The organism is Actinomyces culturomici, from assembly GCF_900499005.1.
GTDB classification, from domain to species: Bacteria; Actinomycetota; Actinomycetes; order Actinomycetales; family Actinomycetaceae; genus Pauljensenia; species Pauljensenia culturomici.
In genome coordinates this window covers 221,207-238,684 of record NZ_LS991317.1, presented here as the reverse complement: position 1 = coordinate 238,684, position 17,478 = coordinate 221,207, and the positions used below count along the sequence as shown (strand labels likewise).

The window sequence follows — 17,478 nt, the reverse complement described above, 5'->3', positions numbered from 1 at the left end:
CCCATTCCTGGAGGAGACCACATGGCTGAGACCCTGCCCGAGGCCGCGCCCTCGAAGAACCATCAGACCTTCACGCTCGTCGACGCGCACACCGGCGTCGAGGATCTCAAGTCCGAGGGCGGCTGTGGCTGCGGCGGACACGGCCATGGCGGCGGCGGGTGCGGCTGCGGTGGACACGGTCGCGCCCAGGAGGCCGCCGCGGCGCCGGCCGAGGAGAAGGCGGGCTGCGGGTGCGGCGGCCACGGGCACGCGCGCGCTGAGGGGGCCGAGCCCGAGGCGAAGTCCGGCTGCGGCTGCGGCGGACATGGGCACGGCCACGGCCACGGGCGCGCCGCCGCGGCGAGCGCCGTCGAGGAGCTCGTCGTCCACTCGATCCCCAAGGTCGTCCGCCACCCCGTCCTCTTCGCCGCGATGGACGCGCTCCCGGTCGGGGAGAACATCGTGATCGTCGCCCCGCACCAGCCCGATCCGCTCTTCGCGCACCTCCAGGAGTCGGAGTCGCACTACCGCGTCGAGACGCTCGAGGCCGGCCCGGCCGACTGGCGCTACCGGATCACGCGCCTCGCCTGAATCGTCTCCGTCCTTTCCAACCTGCGCCTCCGCCCTCGTCCCCCATCCGGGGCGAGGGCGGTGCGAGTATCGGCGCGGGCGGGCGTCGGCGGCCTCACGCCTTGGGGATCGGGCGGCCGATCTCGACGGCGCGGTCGATGGCCTCGACCGTGTTCTTCGCATCGCCGAAGAGCATCGACGCGTTCTCCTTGAAGAAGAGCGGGTTCTGGACGCCCGCGTACCCGGTCGCCATCGATCGCTTGAAGACGATGACGCGCTTCGCCTCCCACACGCGCAGGACCGGCATGCCGGCGATCGGGGAGCCGGGCTCCTCGGCGGCGGGGTTGACGGTGTCGTTCGCGCCGATGACGAGGACGACGTCGACATCGTCGAAATCGTCGTTCACCTCGTCCATCTCGAGGACGATGTCGTAGGGGACCTTCGCCTCGGCGAGGAGGACGTTCATGTGCCCGGGGAGGCGGCCCGCGACCGGGTGGATCGCGAAGACGACCTCGACTCCGCGGTCGACGAGGTCCTCGACGAGGGCGGCGACCGGGTACTGGGCCTGCGCGACGGCCATGCCGTAGCCGGGCGTGATGACGACGCGGCGCGCGTCGCAGAGGAGTTCGGCGACGGCCTCGGCGTCGATCTCGTGGATCTCGCCGGCGACCTCGTCGGCTCCGCGCTTCGCGGTCGAGGCGTCGGTCCCGAATCCTCCGAGGAGGACGTTGAGGAAGGACCGGTTCATCGCTGTGCACATGAGGTAGGAGAGGTAGGCGCCCGACGACCCGACGATCGCGCCGGTGATGATGAGGAGGTCGTTGTCGACGAGGAACCCGGTGAACGCGGACGCCCAGCCCGAGTAGGAGTTCATGATCGAGACGACGACGGGCATGTCGCCGCCGCCGATCGCGATGACGAGGTGGACGCCGAGGGCGAGGGCGATGAACGTCACGGCGACGAGGGCGATCCACGCGGGCGCCGAATGATCGGCGCGCAGGACGAAGAGGACGCCGAGCGCGAGGGACCCGATGAGGGCGGCGAGGTTGAGGAGGTTGCGGGCGGGCAGGAGGATCGGTCGCCCCGGGAGCTTCCCGTCGAGCTTGAGGCCGGCGACGATCGAGCCGGTGAAGGTGACGGCGCCGACGAAGACGGAGAGCACAACCTCCCCGAAGTGGAAGCCGCCGAGCGAGAGCGAGGATGCGTCGGGCGCGAGGTAGGAGTCGTAGCCGACGACGACGGCCGCGAGCCCGACGAGCCCGTTGAAGATCGCGATGAGCTGCGGCATCCCGGTCATCGCGACGCGGGTCGCCCGCCAGATCCCGATGACGCCGCCGAGACCGATCGCGAGCGCGATGAGGAGCGCGGTGACGAGGACGCCGCGCGCGGGCTCCGAGGCGAGGACGAGGGCGATCGCCGCGGCGCAGGCGACGCCCATGCCGACGGCGCCCGCGATGTTGCCGGCGACGGCGGTCTCGTGCTTCGACAGGCCCGAGCAGGCGAGGATGAAGAGGACCGAGGCGGCGATGTAGGCGAGGGTGACCGGTTGCGCGAGGGCCGAGAGGTCGAGGGGGGCGGATTCGAGGGGGAGCATCGTCGGCCTCACTTCCGGAACATCGCGAGCATGCGGTGGGTGACGGCGAAGCCGCCGAAGATGTTGATCGACGCGAGGACGATCGCGACGAAGGCGGCGCCGGCGATCGCCGGATGCGGGTCGCCGATCTGCGAGATCGCGCCGATGAGGATGATCCCGGAGATCGCGTTCGTCACCGACATCAGCGGTGTGTGGAGCGCCGGGGTGACGTTGGAGATCACGTAGAACCCGAGGATCACCGCGAGGAGCAGGACGATGTAGTGCCCGGTCGCTGCCGCCGGAGTCGCGAGGACGAGGGCGGCGAGCGCGAGGACCGCGATGGCCCCGCCGAGGAGCATCCGCCGCTTCGAGCGCGCGCGGGCCTCCTCCTTCGCGCGGGCCTGCGCGGCGACCTCCTCGGGGGAGGGCTCGGGAGACGAGGGCGCGGCCGACACCGCGATGGGCGGCGGCGGCCACATCGCCTCCCCCTGGGAGGCGACCGCGATTCCTCGGACGATGACGTCGTCGAAGTCGAGGACGATCTCCCCGTCCTTGTTCGGGGTGAGGAGCGCGAGGAGGTTCGCGACGTTGCGCCCGTAGAGCTGGGAGGACTGGGCGGGCAGGCGGGCGGCGAAATCCTCGTAGCCGACGATCGTCACGCCGCCCGGGGTGGTGACGACCTCGCCGGGAACGGTGAGCGCGCAGTTGCCGCCGTTCGCGGCCGCCATGTCGACGACGACGGAGCCCGGGGCCATGGCGTCGACGGCCGCCGCGTCGAGGAGGATCGGCGCGGCCCGCCCGGGGATGTTCGCGGTCGTGATGACGATGTCGGACTTCGCCGCCTGAGCGGCGTAGAGCCTGTTCGCGGCCGCCGCCGCGTCCTCGTCCATCGCCTTCGCGTAGCCGTCGGCGGACCGCTCCTGTGCGGTGGGGAGAGGGACGAAGGAGGCGCCCATCGACTCGACCTGCTCGCCGACCTCGGGGCGGACGTCGGTGGCGCTCACCTGGGCGCCCATCGAGTTCGCGGTGCCGATCGCGGCGAGCCCGGCGACGCCCGCGCCGATGACGTAGACCTTCGCGGGCGGCATCTTCCCGGCGGCGGTCACCTGTCCGGTGAAGACGCGGCCGAATCGTGCCGCGGCTTCGACGACGGCGCGGTAGCCGGCGACGTTCGCCTGGGAGGAGAGGACGTCCATCGCCTGGGCGCGCGAGATCCTCGGGACCGCGTCCATCGCGAGGGCCGTGATGCCGGTCGGCGCGAGGCGCTCGGCGAGGCCCGGGGTGCGCTGCGGGGCGAGACGCGCGATGAGGAGGGCGCCCGGGCGCATCTGCGCGATGAGCGCGTCGTCGGGGGCGTCGAGGGCGACGACGGCGTCGCACGCCCAGACCTCGTCGGCGTCGGCGAGGAGCGCTCCGGCCTCCTCGTAGGCGGAGTCGGGGAAGGAGGCGGAGGCGCCCGCGCCGCGCTCGACGAGGACCTCGTGGCCGAGCTTCGCGACGAGGCCGATCGTCTGCGGGGCGAGCGCGACGAGCGGTTGAGCGGGGCCCTCGGACGGGACGCCGATGCGCATGGGAACTCCTCGGTGTCGGGGTGGTCCGCCTCATGTTCGTGCAAGGCGTTTCATCACGCTAAGAGGAAATTTGAACGAATGTCCGGGACTAGGGACCCGAATTCTCGCGTCCTTGCAGTTCGTGGGGTGTTCAGCCCGATCGCCTCCCGACCGGGTGATGAGACGACTACCGTTGACGCATGGACTTCTTCGACGATCACTCGGCACAGCCGGAAGAGGATTTCGACCGCGTGGAGACCGAACGCGCGATCTCGGCGTCCGTCGAGGACGTGTGGGCGGTCGTCTCGGAACCCGGCTGGTGGATGAACGACGGCCCCCTCGGCGATCACGAGGTCGCGCTCGGCGATGACGGCGTCTACCGCGTCACCGATCCGGACGCGGGGGAGTGGCTCGTCGAGAAGGCGGACGAGGACCCGATGGACGTCGTCTCCTTCCGCTGGTTCCCGCTCGCGAGCGACGAACTCCCTGAGGATCGCGCGACCCGCGTCGAGGTCTCACTCTCCGAGGAGTCCGGCTCCGTCGTCGTCCACGTCGAGGAGTCCGGCCTCTCGTCGGTTTCCGAGGACGAGGACGAGGCCCGTCAGGCCTGGGACGACGAGGCCGGCATGTGGGACGAGGCTCTCGCCTCGCTCGCGAAGCACCTCGAAGGCTGACTCCGGTCGTTCGGCGCGTCTATCGCGAGTCGTCTCTCAGGCGCGCGCCTCGCGCTTGAGGCGGTTGCGCTCGGCGACCTCCTCGGGCGTGAAGGGCCCCTGAGTCGACCCGGCCGCGCCCTCGCGGTCCCAGACCGCGACGAGGGAGTCCTTCGCGCCGAAGCGCGCGAGGTGGACGCCGACCACCGTCTCGAGCCTTTCGGCCTCCGCCGGATCGGTGTCGAGCGAGGGGACCAGCACATCGTCGTCGCAGGTGAGGCGGCATGCTCCGGACTCGACGCCGTCCCTCGCGAAGACGAGGCGCCCGGTCGAGGAGCCCTCGTCCCAGGCGGCGTCGATCTTGCGGCCCATGTGCGCGCAGAGCTGCTTGCCGTAGCGGGCCGGACGATCGGTCGCGACGCGGGCGAGCGAGCGGAGTCGAGTCGAGTTCATAAGGTCATCCTCACCTTTCTTCGGCGACCCTGCCAGACGGGGTCTCGGAATGCGGCATGAGGGATCCGCCACCGCGTCCTCCCCGTGGTCGCCGTCCCCTCCCCGAAGCGGCGGGGAGTACCGTGGGCCCGATCCACGGGCGGGCGCCACCGCGCCGCACCGACATCCGAAGGGAACCCGATGTCCGCGAAGGACCCCGCCGCGCAACCCGCGGCCGACCGCCTCCAGCGCAACCTCAAGAACCGCCACGTCCAGCTCATCGCCATCGGCGGAGCCATCGGCACCGGACTCTTCATGGGATCGGGCAAGACGATCGCGACGGCCGGACCCTCCGTGCTCCTCGTCTACCTCCTCATCGGCTCCGTCCTCTTCCTCTTCATGCGGGCGATGGGCGAGCTCCTCCTCTCGGACGCGCGCTACGCGACCTTCGCCGACATCGCGCGCGACCTCATCGGACCGTGGGCCGGCTTCGTCACCGGCTGGACCTACTGGATGTGCTGGGTCGTCACCGGCGTCGCCGACATGGTCGCGATCACCGGATACGTGCGGTTCTGGTGGCCGAACACGCCCGCGTGGATCCCCATCACCGCGATGACGATCCTCCTCTTCACGCTCAACGCGATGACCGTGAAGGCCTTCGGGGAGACCGAGTTCTGGTTCGCCCTCGTGAAGATCATCGCGATCCTCGCCCTCGTCGTCGTCGGCTTCGCGATGGTCGCCCTCCGCACCGTCGACGAGGCCGGCACCGCCGCCGCCGTCTCCAACCTCTGGAGCCACGGCGGACTCTTCCCGACGGGCTTCACGGGCTTCCTCGGAGGCTTCCAGATCGCCCTCTTCGCCTTCGTCGGCATCGAGCTCGTCGGCACGACCGTCGCCGAGACCGCCGACCCCGAGAAGACCCTCCCGAAGGCGATCAACTCGATCCCCGTGCGCATCATGCTCTTCTACATCGCGGCCCTCGCGGCGATCATGATGGTGACGCCCTGGGACCAGGTGAGCCCCGAGCGCTCCCCCTTCGTCACGATGTTCTCCATGACCGGGTTCGGCGCCGCCGCGACCGTCGTCAACCTCGTCGTCCTCACCTCGGCGGCGTCCTCGGCGAACTCCGGCATCTACTCGACCTCGCGGATGCTCTTCGGACTCGCGGGCCGCGGCGACGCGCCCGCCGTCTTCCACCGGCTCTCGAAGCGGCACGTCCCGCGCAACGCCCTCTTCCTCTCCTGCGTGTTCCTCCTCTCCGCGATCGTCCTCATGTCCTTCGGCGACTCGATCTCCGGCGCCTTCACGCTCGTCACCTCGATGTCGGCGACCCTCTTCATGGGCGTGTGGGTCGTCATCGTCGTCTCCTACCTCCTCTTCCTCCGCAGGCGCCCCGCCCTCCACGCGGCCTCGACCTTCAAGGCCCCCGGCGGCGCCCTGTCCGCCTGGGTCGTCATCGTCTTCATGGCGCTCATGGTCGTCGTCCTCGCGCTCTTCCCCGATACGCGCGCCGGCCTCCTCACCTCGCTCGTGTGGATCGTCTTCATCGTCGGCGCCGCCCTCGTCAACCGGCAGCGGATGCTCCGCCGGGCCGAGCGCGGGGAGCTCGGCGGGCGCTGAGCGCGGTCACCGCAGGACCGCGGCGCCGCCGCATTCCTTCTCCCCGCGCGCATCCGTGCACGGCGCCTCGCGCATCCGCGGGAGGATTCGCCCGCCGGTTCGCCTACGGCTAGGCTGACACCAGTGCCACGGGAACCCGGAGAACCGGGTTGAGAGGAGGGCCACAGGCCCTCGACCGTCGAACCTGAACCGGCTCATACCGGCGTAGGGAGGCTGCCGTCTCGTGCGCACCGTGCTGCGAACGAGAGGAGAAACTCCAGCATGGGCACCACCGCTTCCAATCCGCGCCTCGGATGGCGCGTCGTCGACATGGTGACCGCCGCCGTCCTCGGCGTCGCCGTCGGCGTCATCTTCCTCGTGTGGGACCAGGTCTACGGTCTCACCGGCGGCGTCCTCGACGCCCTCACCCCGGGCCTCTCCGGTCTGCTCCTCGGCGGCTGGCTGCTCGGCGGCACGCTTGGCGGGCTCGTCATCCGCAAGCCCGGCGCCGCGATCCTCGTCGAAGTCATCGCCGCCTCCGTCGAATCGGCGGTCGGCTCCGAATGGGGCATCACCGCCCTTTTCTCCGGGATCATCCAGGGCCTCGGCGTCGAGATCGTCCTCGCGATCCTCCTCTACCGTCGTTTCTCGCCGATGATCATCGCCCTCGGCGGCGCCCTGTCGGCCGCCTTCGAGTGGGTCCTCGAGCTCTACATGTACGGCCACATCGAGAAGGGCCCGCTCTTCCTCACCGTCTACCTCGTCACCTGCGTGATCTCCGGCGCCGTCCTCGCCGGCGGCCTCGGCTGGGTCCTCATGCGCGGCCTCGCGCGCACCGGCGCGCTCGACCGCTTCGCCGCGGGGCGCGAGGTCCGCTCCCGTGTCTGAGACCCTCGGCGAGGGGGCCGGCGCCCGCGTGCGCGAGGCGATCGGCCCCTGCTCCGTCGACGTCCGCGGCTGGGGCTGGCGGCACGGCGGACGGCTCGCCTGGGCGCTCGACGGTGTCGACCTGAGGATTGAGCCCGGCGAGCGCGTCCTCGTCCTCGGACCCTCGGGTTCGGGGAAGTCGACCCTCATGTCCGGGCTCGCCGGCCTCCTCGGCGGCGAGGACGAGGGCGAGTCGCAGGGCTCCCTCCTCGTCGACGGCGCCGCGCCCGAGGAACGACGGGGCCGGATCGGCCTCGTCATGCAGGATCCGGAGGCGCAGGTCGTCCTCGCCCGCGTCGGCGACGACGTCGCCTTCGGGCTCGAGAACCTCGCGGTGGCGCGCGAGGCGATCTGGCCGCGCGTCGACGCCTCCCTCGACTCGGTCGGACTCGAGGTCGCCCGCTCCAGGTCGACCTCCCGGCTCTCCGGCGGGCAGAAGCAGCGCCTCGCCCTCGCCTCCGTCCTCGCGATGCGCCCGGGCCTCCTGCTCCTCGACGAGCCGACCGCGAACCTCGACCCCGTCGGCGTCGCGGGCGTGCGCGACGCCGTCGAGCGCGTCCTCGAGGCGAGCGGCGCGACCCTCGTCGTCATCGAGCACCGCGTCGACGTGTGGGCCGACCTCGTCGACCGGGTGATCATCGTCCTCGACGGCCGGATCGCCGCCGACGGGCCCATCGACGCGGTCCTCGCGTCCGAGGGCGCGCGCCTGCGCGAGCGCGGCATCTGGCTCCCCGGGGACGACGTCGCCGCCGAACTCGACGATTCTGGGGCCGAGGCGGCGCGGTCGGCGACCGGGTCTCCCGACTCCCCCTCCGGGACCGCCGCCCCGCCCTCGTCGATCCTCTCCGTCCGGGACCTCGAGATCGGGTACGCGCCCGGGCGGCCGGTCCGCACGGGCATCGACCTCGACGTGCCGCGCGGCGCGTCCACCTGCCTCATCGGCGCGAACGGGACCGGGAAGACGACCCTCGCGCTCACGCTCGCGGGCCTCCTCCCGCAGCTGGCCGGCCGCATCGAGGCCGCGCCCGCCGCGGGCCTTCCCGGCGAGTCCGCCGACCCGCACGACTGGTCGTCGAAGGACCTCCTCGGACGCGTCTCCATGGTCTTCCAGGAGCCCGAGTACCAATTCGTCGCGCGCACCGTCCGCGAGGAGCTCGAGATCGGCCCGCGCATCTCCGGCGTCGAGGGCGCCGAGCTCGCGGCCCTCGTCGACTCCCACCTCGAGGCGCTCGGCCTCACGGCTCTCGCCGAGGCGAGTCCTATGTCGCTCTCCGGCGGCGAGAAGCGGCGCCTCTCCGTCGCGACCGCCCTCATCAGCGCGCCCGAGCTCCTCATCCTCGACGAGCCGACCTTCGGGCAGGACCGGCGCACGTGGCTCGCCCTCGTCGAGCTCCTGCGCGCCGCCCGCGCCCGCGGCACGACGCTCGTCTCCATCTCCCACGACCCCGCCTACGTCGCGGCGATGGGGGACAACGTCGTCGACCTCGGGAGGCTGGGGTCCGCCGCGGCGGACGAATCCTCCGATTCGGGGGACCCGCGCTCTGCCGGGGAGCTCGCCGACTCCTCCGTCTCCCCCGTCGGCGCGGACGCGATCGCGGCTTCGGAAGAGGCTCGTGACACGGATTCCTCGCCGTCGGCGGCTCCGTCGGCGCCCGGCGCTTCACCGGCGAATTCCGCTTCACCGGCGTCCGAAGGCTCATCATCGGCCGCCCGCCCGATCCGCTCCCTCCTCGATCGGGTCAACCCCGTGACCCACGTCCTCGCCCTCATCCTCATGACGACTCCGCTCGTCGCCTCCGTCGACGCGATGACGCCCTCGATCGCCCTGCTCCTCGAGCTCGGCTTCGTCGCCGCCTCGAGGATTCGCGTGCGCGACCTCCTCGTGCGGATGTCGCCCCTCTTCATCGCCGCGCCCCTCGCGGCGCTCTCGATGCTCCTCTACGCCGACCCGGGCGGCGCGATCTTCTGGTCCTTCGGACCGATCGTCGTCTCGGAGCGCTCCTGCGTGCTCGCCGCCGCGATCCTCCTGCGGGTCCTCGCGATCGGCATGCCGGCGATCGTCCTCCTCTCGAGGATCGACCCGACCGACATGGCCGATGGGCTCGCCCAGGTGCTGCGCCTGCCCGCCCGTCCCGTCCTCGCGACCTTGGCGGCCGCGCGGATGGTCGGGCTCATGACTGCGGACTGGAAGGCGCTCGAAGAGGCCCGACGGATCCGCGGCATCGGCGACGCCCACAAGGTCGTCTCCGCCGCTCGCGGGTCCTTCGCCCTCCTCGTCTTCGCGCTGCGCCGTTCGGCGAAGCTCTCCCTCACGATGGAGGCGCGCGGATTCGGGGCGCCCTGGCCGAGGACTTGGGCGCGCGAGTCGCGCGTCGGATGGCCCGACTTCCTCATGCTCGCTGCAGCCCTCGCCGTGCCCGTCATCGCGCTCGGGTCGGCGATCGCGACCGGGCGCTTCGAGCTCGTCGGATGATCCCCTCGTCCGAGTCGGCTCCCACGATCGAGTGGGCCTCTCCGCGCGAGGTTCCGGCCGCGCTCCTCGTGCTCCTCGAGGAGCGCCTCGCCGATTCCGCCGGGTCGACGCCGATCGTCCTCGTCGACGGGCTCTCCGGCTCGGGCAAGTCGACGCGGGCGGCGGCGCTCGCCGCTGCGCTTCGTCGGGGCGCCGTCCTCGATGCACGCGAGAACGGCGGCGCGTGGCGCGTCCTCGGGCCCGACCTCTGGTACCCGGGCTGGGACGGGCTCGCCGCAGCGCAGCCCGTGACGCTCGCGCTCCTCGCCGACCTGCGCGCCGGACGGCCGGGGACCTACCGGCCCTGGAACTGGGAGACCTCGACGTACGGAGATCCGGTCGAGGTCGCGCCCGGGATCCCGACGATCCTCGAGGGCTGCGGCGTCCTCTTCCCGGCCGCACGTGCGCTCGCGGACGCGGCCCTGTGGGTCGAGACCCGCGGGGGAGAGGAGGCCCGGCGCGAACGGGCGCTCTCCCGCGACGGCGACACGTACCGCCCGCACTGGGAGCGCTGGGCCGCTCAGGATCTCACGAGGCTCGAGATCGATCGACCGCGCGGCCTCGCCGACGCGGTGATCCTCACGTGAGCGGGTCAGGGCTGAGTACCCCGGCCCGTCCGGGCCCCATCGTCGCTGAGTCGCCCCGCTCCGACCCCCGCTCGCCCGTCCACCCGCAGAAACGCACACAGTTTCTCCGCCAACTTCTCCGGGGCAAGGCTCTGACCTGGTCTTTCTTTCGGAGTCGGCGCGAGAACCCCTCCGGAAGAGCCGAAACTGTGTGCGTTCTTGCGAGGTGGGGCGTCAGAGGAGCGGATTCGCGAGCTCGACGAGGTTGGCGTCGGGGTCGCGCACGTAGATCGAGAGGATCGGACCGCGGGCGCCAGTGCGCTCGACCGGGCCGAGCTCGATCGGGATCCCCGCGACCTCGAGCTCGGCCGCGACCTCGTCGATCGGCGTCGCGACGAGCAGGCACAGGTCGGCGCTCCCGGGCGTTGGGCGCGCCGCGTGCGGGGCGATCTCCGCGCCCTCGACGTGGAGGTTGATCTTCTCATCGCCGAAGGCGAGGGCGACGCGCGGCTCCCCTGTCTTCGGATCCGCGCCGAAGCGGACCTCGCGCATCCCGAGGACGTCGACGTAGAAGGCGAGCGAGGCGTCGAGGTCGGCGACCGTGAGGACGAGGTGGTCGAGCGAGGCGATCTTTATGCGCCCATCCTCGCGCCGGGGCGGGGCCGCGCGCTCGGTAGGATCGCCGGGTGAGCGCCCCCGAGAACCCCTTCGACATCGCCGCGCCCGAGTACGCGGCGGTCCGCCCCGCCTACCCCGCGGAGGCGATCGACGCGCTCCTCGCAGCTCTGCCCTCGCATCCGGCCGAGCCCCGCGTCGCCGACATCGGCTCGGGCACCGGGAAGATGAGCGCCCTCCTCGCCGCGCGCGGCTGCCGGGTCGAGGCCGTCGAGCCCTCGGCGGCGATGCGCTCCCAGATGCGGGCCGCCCTTCGTCTCGGGCACGAGGCCGGGGCTGGGAATCGAAGAGGGGAGGACTCAGAGCTCTCGGCCGACTCGGGCGACGCTCCTCGAGAGCATCGGGAGGGGGACGCCCCGGCGCCGATGGCGAGCCCCGCCGCTCGGATCCGCCTCCACGACGGCAGCGCCGAGGCGACCGGGCTCGAGAGCGCCTCCCTCGACCTCGTCGTCTTCGCCCAGTCCTGGCACTGGGTCGACCCCGAGCGCGCGGCCGGCGAGGCCGCGCGCGTCCTCGCGCCGGGCGGGGTGCTGGCCGCCGTGTGGAACCAGATGGACGTCTCGCTCCCGTGGGTTCATCGACTCACCCGGATCATGCGCTCGGGCGACGTCCACCGCCCCGAGAATCCGCCGGCCTTCGGGCCCCTCTTCCAGGCGCCGCGCCTCGACCTCGTGACCTGGGAGGACGCGATGACGCCGGAGGAGGTCCTCCGGCTCGGGACGACGCGGTCGTCGTACCTGCGCCAGGACGGGGCCGGGCGGGAGCGCATGCAGGCGAATCTGCGGTGGTACCTCTACGAGCATCTCGGATTCGCGCCCGGCGAGCCGATCGCGATCCCGTATTCGACGCTCGTGTGGACGGCGCGCGTCCTCGGCGCGTAGCTCCTCCCCGTGAGGTCATGCGCCCTGGGCGGCGAGGCCGAGCGCCCGCATCCCCTCGATGGAGCAAGGTGATGCTTTCGGCGCGCGAAGGTGATGCTCTCGATGAAGAGGGGCGGGAGGGATGCCGGATTTCGTGAACGAGGGCGGGGCGACCGGCCCGAATGGACCCGCTGCCCCGCCCTCGTCGATGAAGAGCCGACTGCACCGGAGAAGCGCTCAGCGCTCCCAGGGGTAGACGATGCCGGTGGCGGCGCGGACGCCGTCGAGGAGCTCCATGACGCGGAGCGTATCCGCCCAGGTCATCGTCTCGGACTGGAGGTCGCCGGCGGCGAGGCGGCGGGCGACCTCCGCGGCCTGGTACTGGAAGCCGCCGGGCACCGTGCCGTCCCATTCGACGGTCTCACCGTTCTCCGGCTTCCCCTCGCCGAAGGTCCGCAGGCGCAGGGTCGTCGGGCGGTAGAACTGCTCGGCCATTTCGAGGGCGCCGCGCTCGAAGACGACCTCGCCGTAAGTGGCGGAGCGGCCGTTGAAGTTCGAGGACGCCGTCGCGACCGCGATCGGGGTCCTGAGAAGCGCCGCCGACTGGACGTCGACGCCGAGGTCGGTGAGGTTCGCGGTCGCGCCGACGAGCTCCGCCTCGGGGAGGACCTGCTGGACGAAGGACATCGAGTAGATGCCGAGGTCCATGAGGGCGCCTCCGCCGAGCTCCGGATCCCACATGCGGCGGACGTGCTCGAGCTTCTGGCCGTGGTCGGCGTGGACCGTCGACACCGCTCCGAGGCCCCCGTTCGCGACGACCTGCGAGAGGACCTTCTGGTGGGGGAGGTGGCGGGTCCACATCGCCTCCATGCAGAAGAGGTTCTTCTCGGCGGCGAGGTCGAGGACCGCCTTCGCGGAGGCGGCGTCCATCGTGAAGCACTTCTCGACGAGGACGGGCTTGCCCGCCTCGAGCGCGAGGGTCGCGAGCTCGGCGTGGGCGGGGTGGATCGCCGCGACGTACACCGCGTCGATGTCGTCGGCGGCGACGAGGTCCTCGTAGGAGGCGTAGGCGCGCTCGACGCCGAAATCGGCGGCGAAGGCCTTCGCCCGCTCGGGGTCGCGGGCGGCGACGCCCGCCATCGTCCCGGAGGAGTAGGCGGCGACGTCGTGCGCGAAGACGCTCCCGATCCAGCCTGCGCCGAGGATGCCCCAGCGGATCGCGGGCGCCTCCATCGGATCGAGGAGTTCGACGCCCTTCGCGAGTTCGGCGAGGGGCTCGGGCAGCGGCGCGAGGGCCGCGTGGGGGTTCGACTGCGTTGTCATGGCCCTGATTGTTTCACAGTGGGAGGAAGTCGAACAGGGTGCATGACTTCGCGGGGGGCACGCGCCGACGGCGGGCGCCGCGGGCCGGCTCACCCAACGTCCTCACCCCCGAAAGCGCATGACTTCGCGGGTGGAGCTTCCTAGAGCAAGTCCTTCCGCTCCATCCACTTCATCGCGAGCCAGCCGAAGGGGATGCGCCCGTAGAAGGTGACGAGCCGGTAGAGGACCGCGGTCGGCAGGCCGATGGAGAGCGGGACGCCCGCGACCTGGAGGCCCGCGGTGAGGGCGGCCTCGACGGGGCCGATGCCGCCGGGCGAGGGGATCACCGAGCCGAGGGAGTTCGACGCGAGATAGGTGAGGGCGAGGGGGAGGAAGTCGAGGCGCCCTCCCATCGCGACGAGTCCGGCCCAGAACGCCCCGACGAACCCGATGTTCATGAGGACGTTGCCGCCGAAGATCGCGGCCATGCGCCTCGGCTGGCCGGCGATCCACAGGAGTCGGGGGTAGACCTGCATCCACGTCGGCTCGATCTTCGACCACGCCCACTTGCGGAAGCGCGGGACCGAGAGCGCGATGCCGATGCCCGCGATGACGAGGGCGGCGACGCCGAGGATCGTGCCGTAGGGGAGCTGGACGGACAGGGAGTTGCCCGAGAGCACCATGACGAGCAGCAGGAAGGACAGCATGATGACGAGCTGGAGGAGCTGCTGAAGCGTGACGGTCGTCGCGGCGACGACGGTGCTCACCTTCTTCTTCCTCAGCAGGCGGAGGTTGACGACGGCGGGGCCGACGCCGGCGGGCGCGACGATCGTCGCGAGGGAGGCGGCGACCTGGGCGAGGACGGCGTCCCAGAAGCGGATGCGGACGGGGCTGAGCGCGAGGAGCGGGATCGCGCCGCCGACCCAGGTGAGGCACCCGAGGCCGACGGCGGCCGCCATCCACCAGGGGTTGGCGCTCGTGACGGCGGCGGTGATCTCCTCGAAGTTCAGCGAGCCGAGAACGACGACGAGGGCGACGAAGAGCACTGCGACCATCGCGATCGTGCGGGGTTGGAAGCGCTGGAGGTCGGTGAGCTCGACGTCCTCGCCCTCCTCGACGCCGAGGACGCGGGTGCGCAGATTCTCGACGAGGTCGGTGCGGCGGGTCGCCCGGGAAAGGGAGCCGGGGAGCACCGCCCCCTGGAGGACCGCGGCGCACGAGCGGAGCGAGCGCTCGTCGACGATCCTCCGGGCGGAGGCGAGGGCGCGCTCGGGTCCGGCGCACAGCGCCTGGTGGACGAGCATCTGCGCGATGTCGATGCGGCGGTTGAGCTCGGTGGTGGCGACCTCGCCCCGCTCCCAGTCGACGATCCACACGGCCCCGCCCTCGTCGACGACGACGGAGTCGAAGGAGAGGTCGCGGTGGCTGATCCCGTGGGCGTGGGCGGCGAGGAGCTGGCCCCAGGCGTCGTCGAGCATGTCGTCGGCGAGCGCCTCCTCGGGCAGGTCGTGGAGGGGCGTGGTCGGCGGGAGGGCCTCGGAGACGGCGATGAGGGAGTCGCCGGCCTGGGCGATGCCGACGACCTCCGGCGTGCGGACGCCCGCTGCGCGGGCGGACAGGGAGGCGAGGGTCGCGCGCTCGGCGGCGGCCTTGAGGGAGAGGGAGATCCACCGACTGATGCCGCGCAGGCGGACGTTGTTCCACACGTCGACGAGGGTGCCGACGATCTCCCGCCCGGGGTCGAGGACGACGACCTCGAGGAGGCGTCCGTCCTCGGCGGCGGCCTGGTAGTGGCGGTTCCCGTCGGGGTCGGCGCGCCGCGTCACCGTGTAGTCGACCGGTTCGAGGTCGCGGTCGACGGGCCGGATGCGGCCCTTGGCATCCTCCGCGATCGACCAGGAGGAGAGCGGGTCCGAGGAGGTGTCGAGGTCGGTGCGGACGATCCGCGTGGGGACGACGCCGATGTCGAGGAGCGCCTCGACGATGTCGGAGCCGGACGCCCGCCGGTCCTCGAAGCCGAAGATCCACCGGGCGCCCGAGCCGACGAGCCGCCCGATGAACACGGAGATGAACGCGCCCGGCAGGGTCATCGAGGAGCGCATGACCCCGAGGAACACGATCGTCCACAGGCCGATCCACGACCAGCGGACGGTCTTCATGTTCTGCGCCTCGCCGGCGGCGGTGAAGAGCGCGCACAGGGTGATGACGACGATGTTGAGGCCGATCGCGGTCGACGTCGTGTTCCCCTGGAGGGCGACGGCCTTCGCGACGCGCAGCGGCGCGGTGACGTCCTCGGGGAGGAGGGACGCCGCCCACAGCGCCCCCCAGCCGACGAGCGCGGCGACGATCGCGGTGCCGACCGCCTGGAGGATCGCGGTGAGGCGGCGTCGCAGCGCGAGGGCGACGACGATCGCGATCGGGGCGACGAGGACGACGGTCCCCTCGACGAGCGTGATCGGCAGGAGGAGGACCTCGCGGATGAAGCGGAAGCGGAGCACGTCCTCGGTGACGCCCTGGGTGGTGGCGTTCGCGAACACGCCGATCGCCCAGGTCGCACCGATCGCGAGGAGCGAGGCGACGAGGTCGATGAGGTCCTCCTCCTGCCGATCACGCTCGTCGAGGGGACCGTCGTCCTCGTCGCCCCGATCGCGATCGTCGTCGCAGCGCGATCCTCCAGGCGGTCGGCACCGCGATCGGCGCCGCGCTCGTCGGCTGGGGGGCGCTGTGGGCGGCGTCCCTCCTCCCCGCGGNTGCCTAACCGGCACACCCTCAATCAGCAGATCCAACACCTGGCGGCGAACCGCCTCAGAACAACGAAAACCCACAGCAACCACCCCACACACTCAAGGCGTTGCACTCACCACCTGAAACCGCCATGCTTTCGGCGCTCGAAGGTGATGCTCTCGGCGGTGGGGGAGTACGAGTAGGGGCCTCGCCTCGGCCTCGTTCCTAGTCGACCGGCGGCACGGCGATGTCGAGCGCGCCGCGGTCGACGCGGGCGTGAACGATCCTCGCGGTCCCGATCGCGTCGCCGTCCACCTGGACGACCTGCGGGGTCTGCGCCGACACCGAGGCGCCCTCGGCCTGGCGGAAGCGGATCGTGCCCGTCGAGGCGGGGAGGTTGAAGGTCCGCACGCCGACCCCCTGCGCGAGGATCTTCCACGAGAGGTCCGCCCAACCGAGAAGTCCCGCTCCCGTGTCGACGGCGATGACGTCGAGGAGCCCGTCGTCGAGGCGCGCGCCCGGTGCGAGCGTGATGTACGGGAGCTCCCCGCAATTCGCGAACATGATCGTCCGCGAGGGCACCCACGTCACCTCCGTCTCCGGCTCATGGGGGAGCGAGAGGCCCTCGAGCGTCGCGGACTCGGAGACGACCCGCGACTCTTCATCGGAGCGCGGAGCATCGCCGACCGGATCGTCCGCGGGCTTCGGGTTGCGCAGAAGCAGCCGCAGGCGCGTCCCCTCCTTCGCGATCGCCCCGAGCGCGGCGACGACGTAGGCGACCCACCCGATCCGCTTCTTGAGGTCCGAGTCCGTCTGCGCCATCGTCTCCCCGTCGAAGCCGAGGCCGGCGATGACGACGAAGGCGTACTCGTCGGTCGCGGGGATCGAGGCCGGAACCGGCGGCTCCGCGCCGTGAGCGACGCGCGCGGCGGTGCGGGCCTGGCGGACGAGCATCCCCTCGGCGGGGAGCCCCGAGGCCTCGTCGACGGCGTCGACGCGCAGCCACCCGCAGTCGACGAGACGGTGATCCGGTCCGAGGGCGACGCGCACGGCGGCCGGCACGTCGTCGATCGGGAGGGCGAGGTTGCGCGCGAGGAGGTTGCCCGTGCCCACGGGGATGACGCCCATGCGCACGCCGGATCCGGCGAGGCCCGCGGCGACGGCCCGCACGGTCCCGTCGCCGCCCGCGGCGATCACGATCGAGGCGCCCTTCGCGAGGGCCTCGATCGCCTGCCCGGTTCCCGGGTCCTCGACGGTGGTGAGCAGCCAGTGGACGTGGGAGACGCCGAGCCGGGCGGCGGCGCGATCGACCTCGGTGCGGAAGGCGGAGGGGTCGGAGAGCTTCGAGGGATTGAGGATCACCCACGGGCGCGGCCTCCCGCGCTCGGGGTCGTCGGCGTGGGCGGGATCGAGCATCGCGTCGCGCCTCAGCGCGAGGCGGGCGTCGCGGGCGAGGAGGTACCGGGAGAACCAGCGGACTCCGATCGCGACGAGGACGACGACCGCGAGCCACACCCACATCCAGAACGTCATGCGCTCCAGCCTATCGGCGGGCG

General features: G+C 71.9%; 14 protein-coding genes and 1 riboswitch. Of the genes, 7 read left to right on the top strand and 7 right to left on the bottom strand.

Translation table 11 applies throughout. The features are described 5' to 3' along the window. Positions 1-21 precede the first annotated feature (21 nt). Complete coding sequence (locus tag DY157_RS08105; protein WP_115728144.1) at positions 22-570, top strand: DUF2249 domain-containing protein; 549 nt, start codon at positions 22-24, stop codon at positions 568-570. A 94-nt stretch (positions 571-664) separates the two neighbouring features. On the opposite strand, the gene DY157_RS08100 is transcribed toward DY157_RS08105, so the two are convergent. Beyond that, the gene (locus DY157_RS08100; RefSeq protein ID WP_115728143.1) at positions 665-2,143 is read right to left on the bottom strand and encodes an NAD(P)(+) transhydrogenase (Re/Si-specific) subunit beta; all 1,479 of its coding nucleotides are present in this window, start codon (positions 2,141-2,143) and stop codon (positions 665-667) included. 8 nt (positions 2,144-2,151) lie between these two features. After that, positions 2,152-3,693: a Re/Si-specific NAD(P)(+) transhydrogenase subunit alpha gene (locus DY157_RS08095; protein WP_115728142.1), complete on the bottom strand. Its 1,542-nt coding sequence runs from the start codon at positions 3,691-3,693 to the stop codon at positions 2,152-2,154. Positions 3,694-3,872: 179 nt separating this feature from the next. On the opposite strand from DY157_RS08095, the gene DY157_RS08090 reads away from it, so the two are divergent. Next, on the top strand, positions 3,873-4,346 hold the full coding sequence (locus tag DY157_RS08090) for an SRPBCC domain-containing protein (protein WP_115728141.1): 474 nt from the start codon (positions 3,873-3,875) through the stop codon (positions 4,344-4,346). A gap of 36 nt (positions 4,347-4,382) precedes the next feature. Here the strand turns inward: DY157_RS08090 and DY157_RS08085 are convergent, their stop codons facing one another. Beyond that, positions 4,383-4,778, bottom strand: coding sequence for a DUF2218 domain-containing protein (locus DY157_RS08085; RefSeq protein WP_115728140.1), 396 nt, complete (start codon positions 4,776-4,778; stop codon positions 4,383-4,385). A 180-nt stretch (positions 4,779-4,958) separates the two neighbouring features. Here DY157_RS08085 and DY157_RS08080 point away from each other — a divergent pair, with 180 nt between their 5' ends. The 4 genes from DY157_RS08080 to DY157_RS08065 all read left to right on the top strand — a co-directional run bounded on the left by DY157_RS08080 (position 4,959) and on the right by DY157_RS08065 (position 10,382). Next, positions 4,959-6,377 (top strand): amino acid permease, encoded by a 1,419-nt coding sequence (locus DY157_RS08080; RefSeq protein WP_115728139.1) that lies wholly within the window; start codon positions 4,959-4,961, stop codon positions 6,375-6,377. A gap of 118 nt (positions 6,378-6,495) precedes the next feature. Further along, positions 6,496-6,605: riboswitch (TPP riboswitch) on the top strand. Positions 6,606-6,638: 33 nt separating this feature from the next. Next, positions 6,639-7,244, top strand: coding sequence for an ECF transporter S component (locus tag DY157_RS08075; protein ID WP_115728138.1), 606 nt, complete (start codon positions 6,639-6,641; stop codon positions 7,242-7,244). Beyond that, on the top strand, positions 7,237-9,756 hold the full coding sequence (locus tag DY157_RS08070) for an ATP-binding cassette domain-containing protein (protein WP_115728137.1): 2,520 nt from the start codon (positions 7,237-7,239) through the stop codon (positions 9,754-9,756). The genes DY157_RS08075 and DY157_RS08070 overlap by 8 nt, the downstream gene beginning before the upstream one ends. After that, positions 9,753-10,382, top strand: a complete 630-nt coding sequence (locus tag DY157_RS08065) for a nucleoside/nucleotide kinase family protein (RefSeq protein ID WP_218938072.1) — start codon at positions 9,753-9,755, stop codon at positions 10,380-10,382. The genes DY157_RS08070 and DY157_RS08065 overlap by 4 nt, the downstream gene beginning before the upstream one ends. Positions 10,383-10,595: 213 nt before the next feature. Here the strand turns inward: DY157_RS08065 and DY157_RS08060 are convergent, their stop codons facing one another. After that, complete coding sequence (locus DY157_RS08060) at positions 10,596-10,991, bottom strand: VOC family protein (RefSeq protein WP_235827174.1); 396 nt, start codon at positions 10,989-10,991, stop codon at positions 10,596-10,598. A gap of 56 nt (positions 10,992-11,047) precedes the next feature. On the opposite strand from DY157_RS08060, the gene DY157_RS08055 reads away from it, so the two are divergent. Then, complete coding sequence (locus DY157_RS08055; RefSeq protein WP_174232144.1) at positions 11,048-11,917, top strand: class I SAM-dependent methyltransferase; 870 nt, start codon at positions 11,048-11,050, stop codon at positions 11,915-11,917. 216 nt (positions 11,918-12,133) lie between these two features. On the opposite strand, the gene DY157_RS08050 is transcribed toward DY157_RS08055, so the two are convergent. The 3 genes from DY157_RS08050 to DY157_RS08040 all read right to left on the bottom strand — a co-directional run bounded on the left by DY157_RS08050 (position 12,134) and on the right by DY157_RS08040 (position 17,455). Then, positions 12,134-13,219 (bottom strand): Gfo/Idh/MocA family protein, encoded by a 1,086-nt coding sequence (locus DY157_RS08050; protein ID WP_115728135.1) that lies wholly within the window; start codon positions 13,217-13,219, stop codon positions 12,134-12,136. 140 nt (positions 13,220-13,359) lie between these two features. After that, positions 13,360-14,253: a lysylphosphatidylglycerol synthase transmembrane domain-containing protein gene (locus tag DY157_RS12035; RefSeq protein ID WP_456236504.1), complete on the bottom strand. Its 894-nt coding sequence runs from the start codon at positions 14,251-14,253 to the stop codon at positions 13,360-13,362. Between the two features lie 1,894 nt (positions 14,254-16,147). Further along, positions 16,148-17,455 carry a diacylglycerol/lipid kinase family protein gene (locus DY157_RS08040; protein ID WP_115728133.1) on the bottom strand — a complete coding sequence of 436 codons (1,308 nt, stop codon included), beginning with the start codon at positions 17,453-17,455 and terminating at the stop codon, positions 16,148-16,150. Positions 17,456-17,478 lie beyond the last annotated feature (23 nt).

Coding starts and splice junctions, on each gene's coding strand:
- DY157_RS08105 (WP_115728144.1), top strand. CDS start 22: ATGGCTGAGACCCTGCCCGAGGCCGCGCCCTCGAAGAACCATCAGACC.
- DY157_RS08100 (WP_115728143.1), bottom strand. CDS start 2,143: ATGCTCCCCCTCGAATCCGCCCCCCTCGACCTCTCGGCCCTCGCGCAA.
- DY157_RS08095 (WP_115728142.1), bottom strand. CDS start 3,693: ATGCGCATCGGCGTCCCGTCCGAGGGCCCCGCTCAACCGCTCGTCGCG.
- DY157_RS08090 (WP_115728141.1), top strand. CDS start 3,873: ATGGACTTCTTCGACGATCACTCGGCACAGCCGGAAGAGGATTTCGAC.
- DY157_RS08085 (WP_115728140.1), bottom strand. CDS start 4,778: ATGAACTCGACTCGACTCCGCTCGCTCGCCCGCGTCGCGACCGATCGT.
- DY157_RS08080 (WP_115728139.1), top strand. CDS start 4,959: ATGTCCGCGAAGGACCCCGCCGCGCAACCCGCGGCCGACCGCCTCCAG.
- DY157_RS08075 (WP_115728138.1), top strand. CDS start 6,639: ATGGGCACCACCGCTTCCAATCCGCGCCTCGGATGGCGCGTCGTCGAC.
- DY157_RS08065 (WP_218938072.1), top strand. CDS start 9,753: ATGATCCCCTCGTCCGAGTCGGCTCCCACGATCGAGTGGGCCTCTCCG.
- DY157_RS08050 (WP_115728135.1), bottom strand. CDS start 13,219: ATGACAACGCAGTCGAACCCCCACGCGGCCCTCGCGCCGCTGCCCGAG.
- DY157_RS12035 (WP_456236504.1), bottom strand. CDS start 14,253: ATGGTCGCAGTGCTCTTCGTCGCCCTCGTCGTCGTTCTCGGCTCGCTG.
- DY157_RS08040 (WP_115728133.1), bottom strand. CDS start 17,455: ATGACGTTCTGGATGTGGGTGTGGCTCGCGGTCGTCGTCCTCGTCGCG.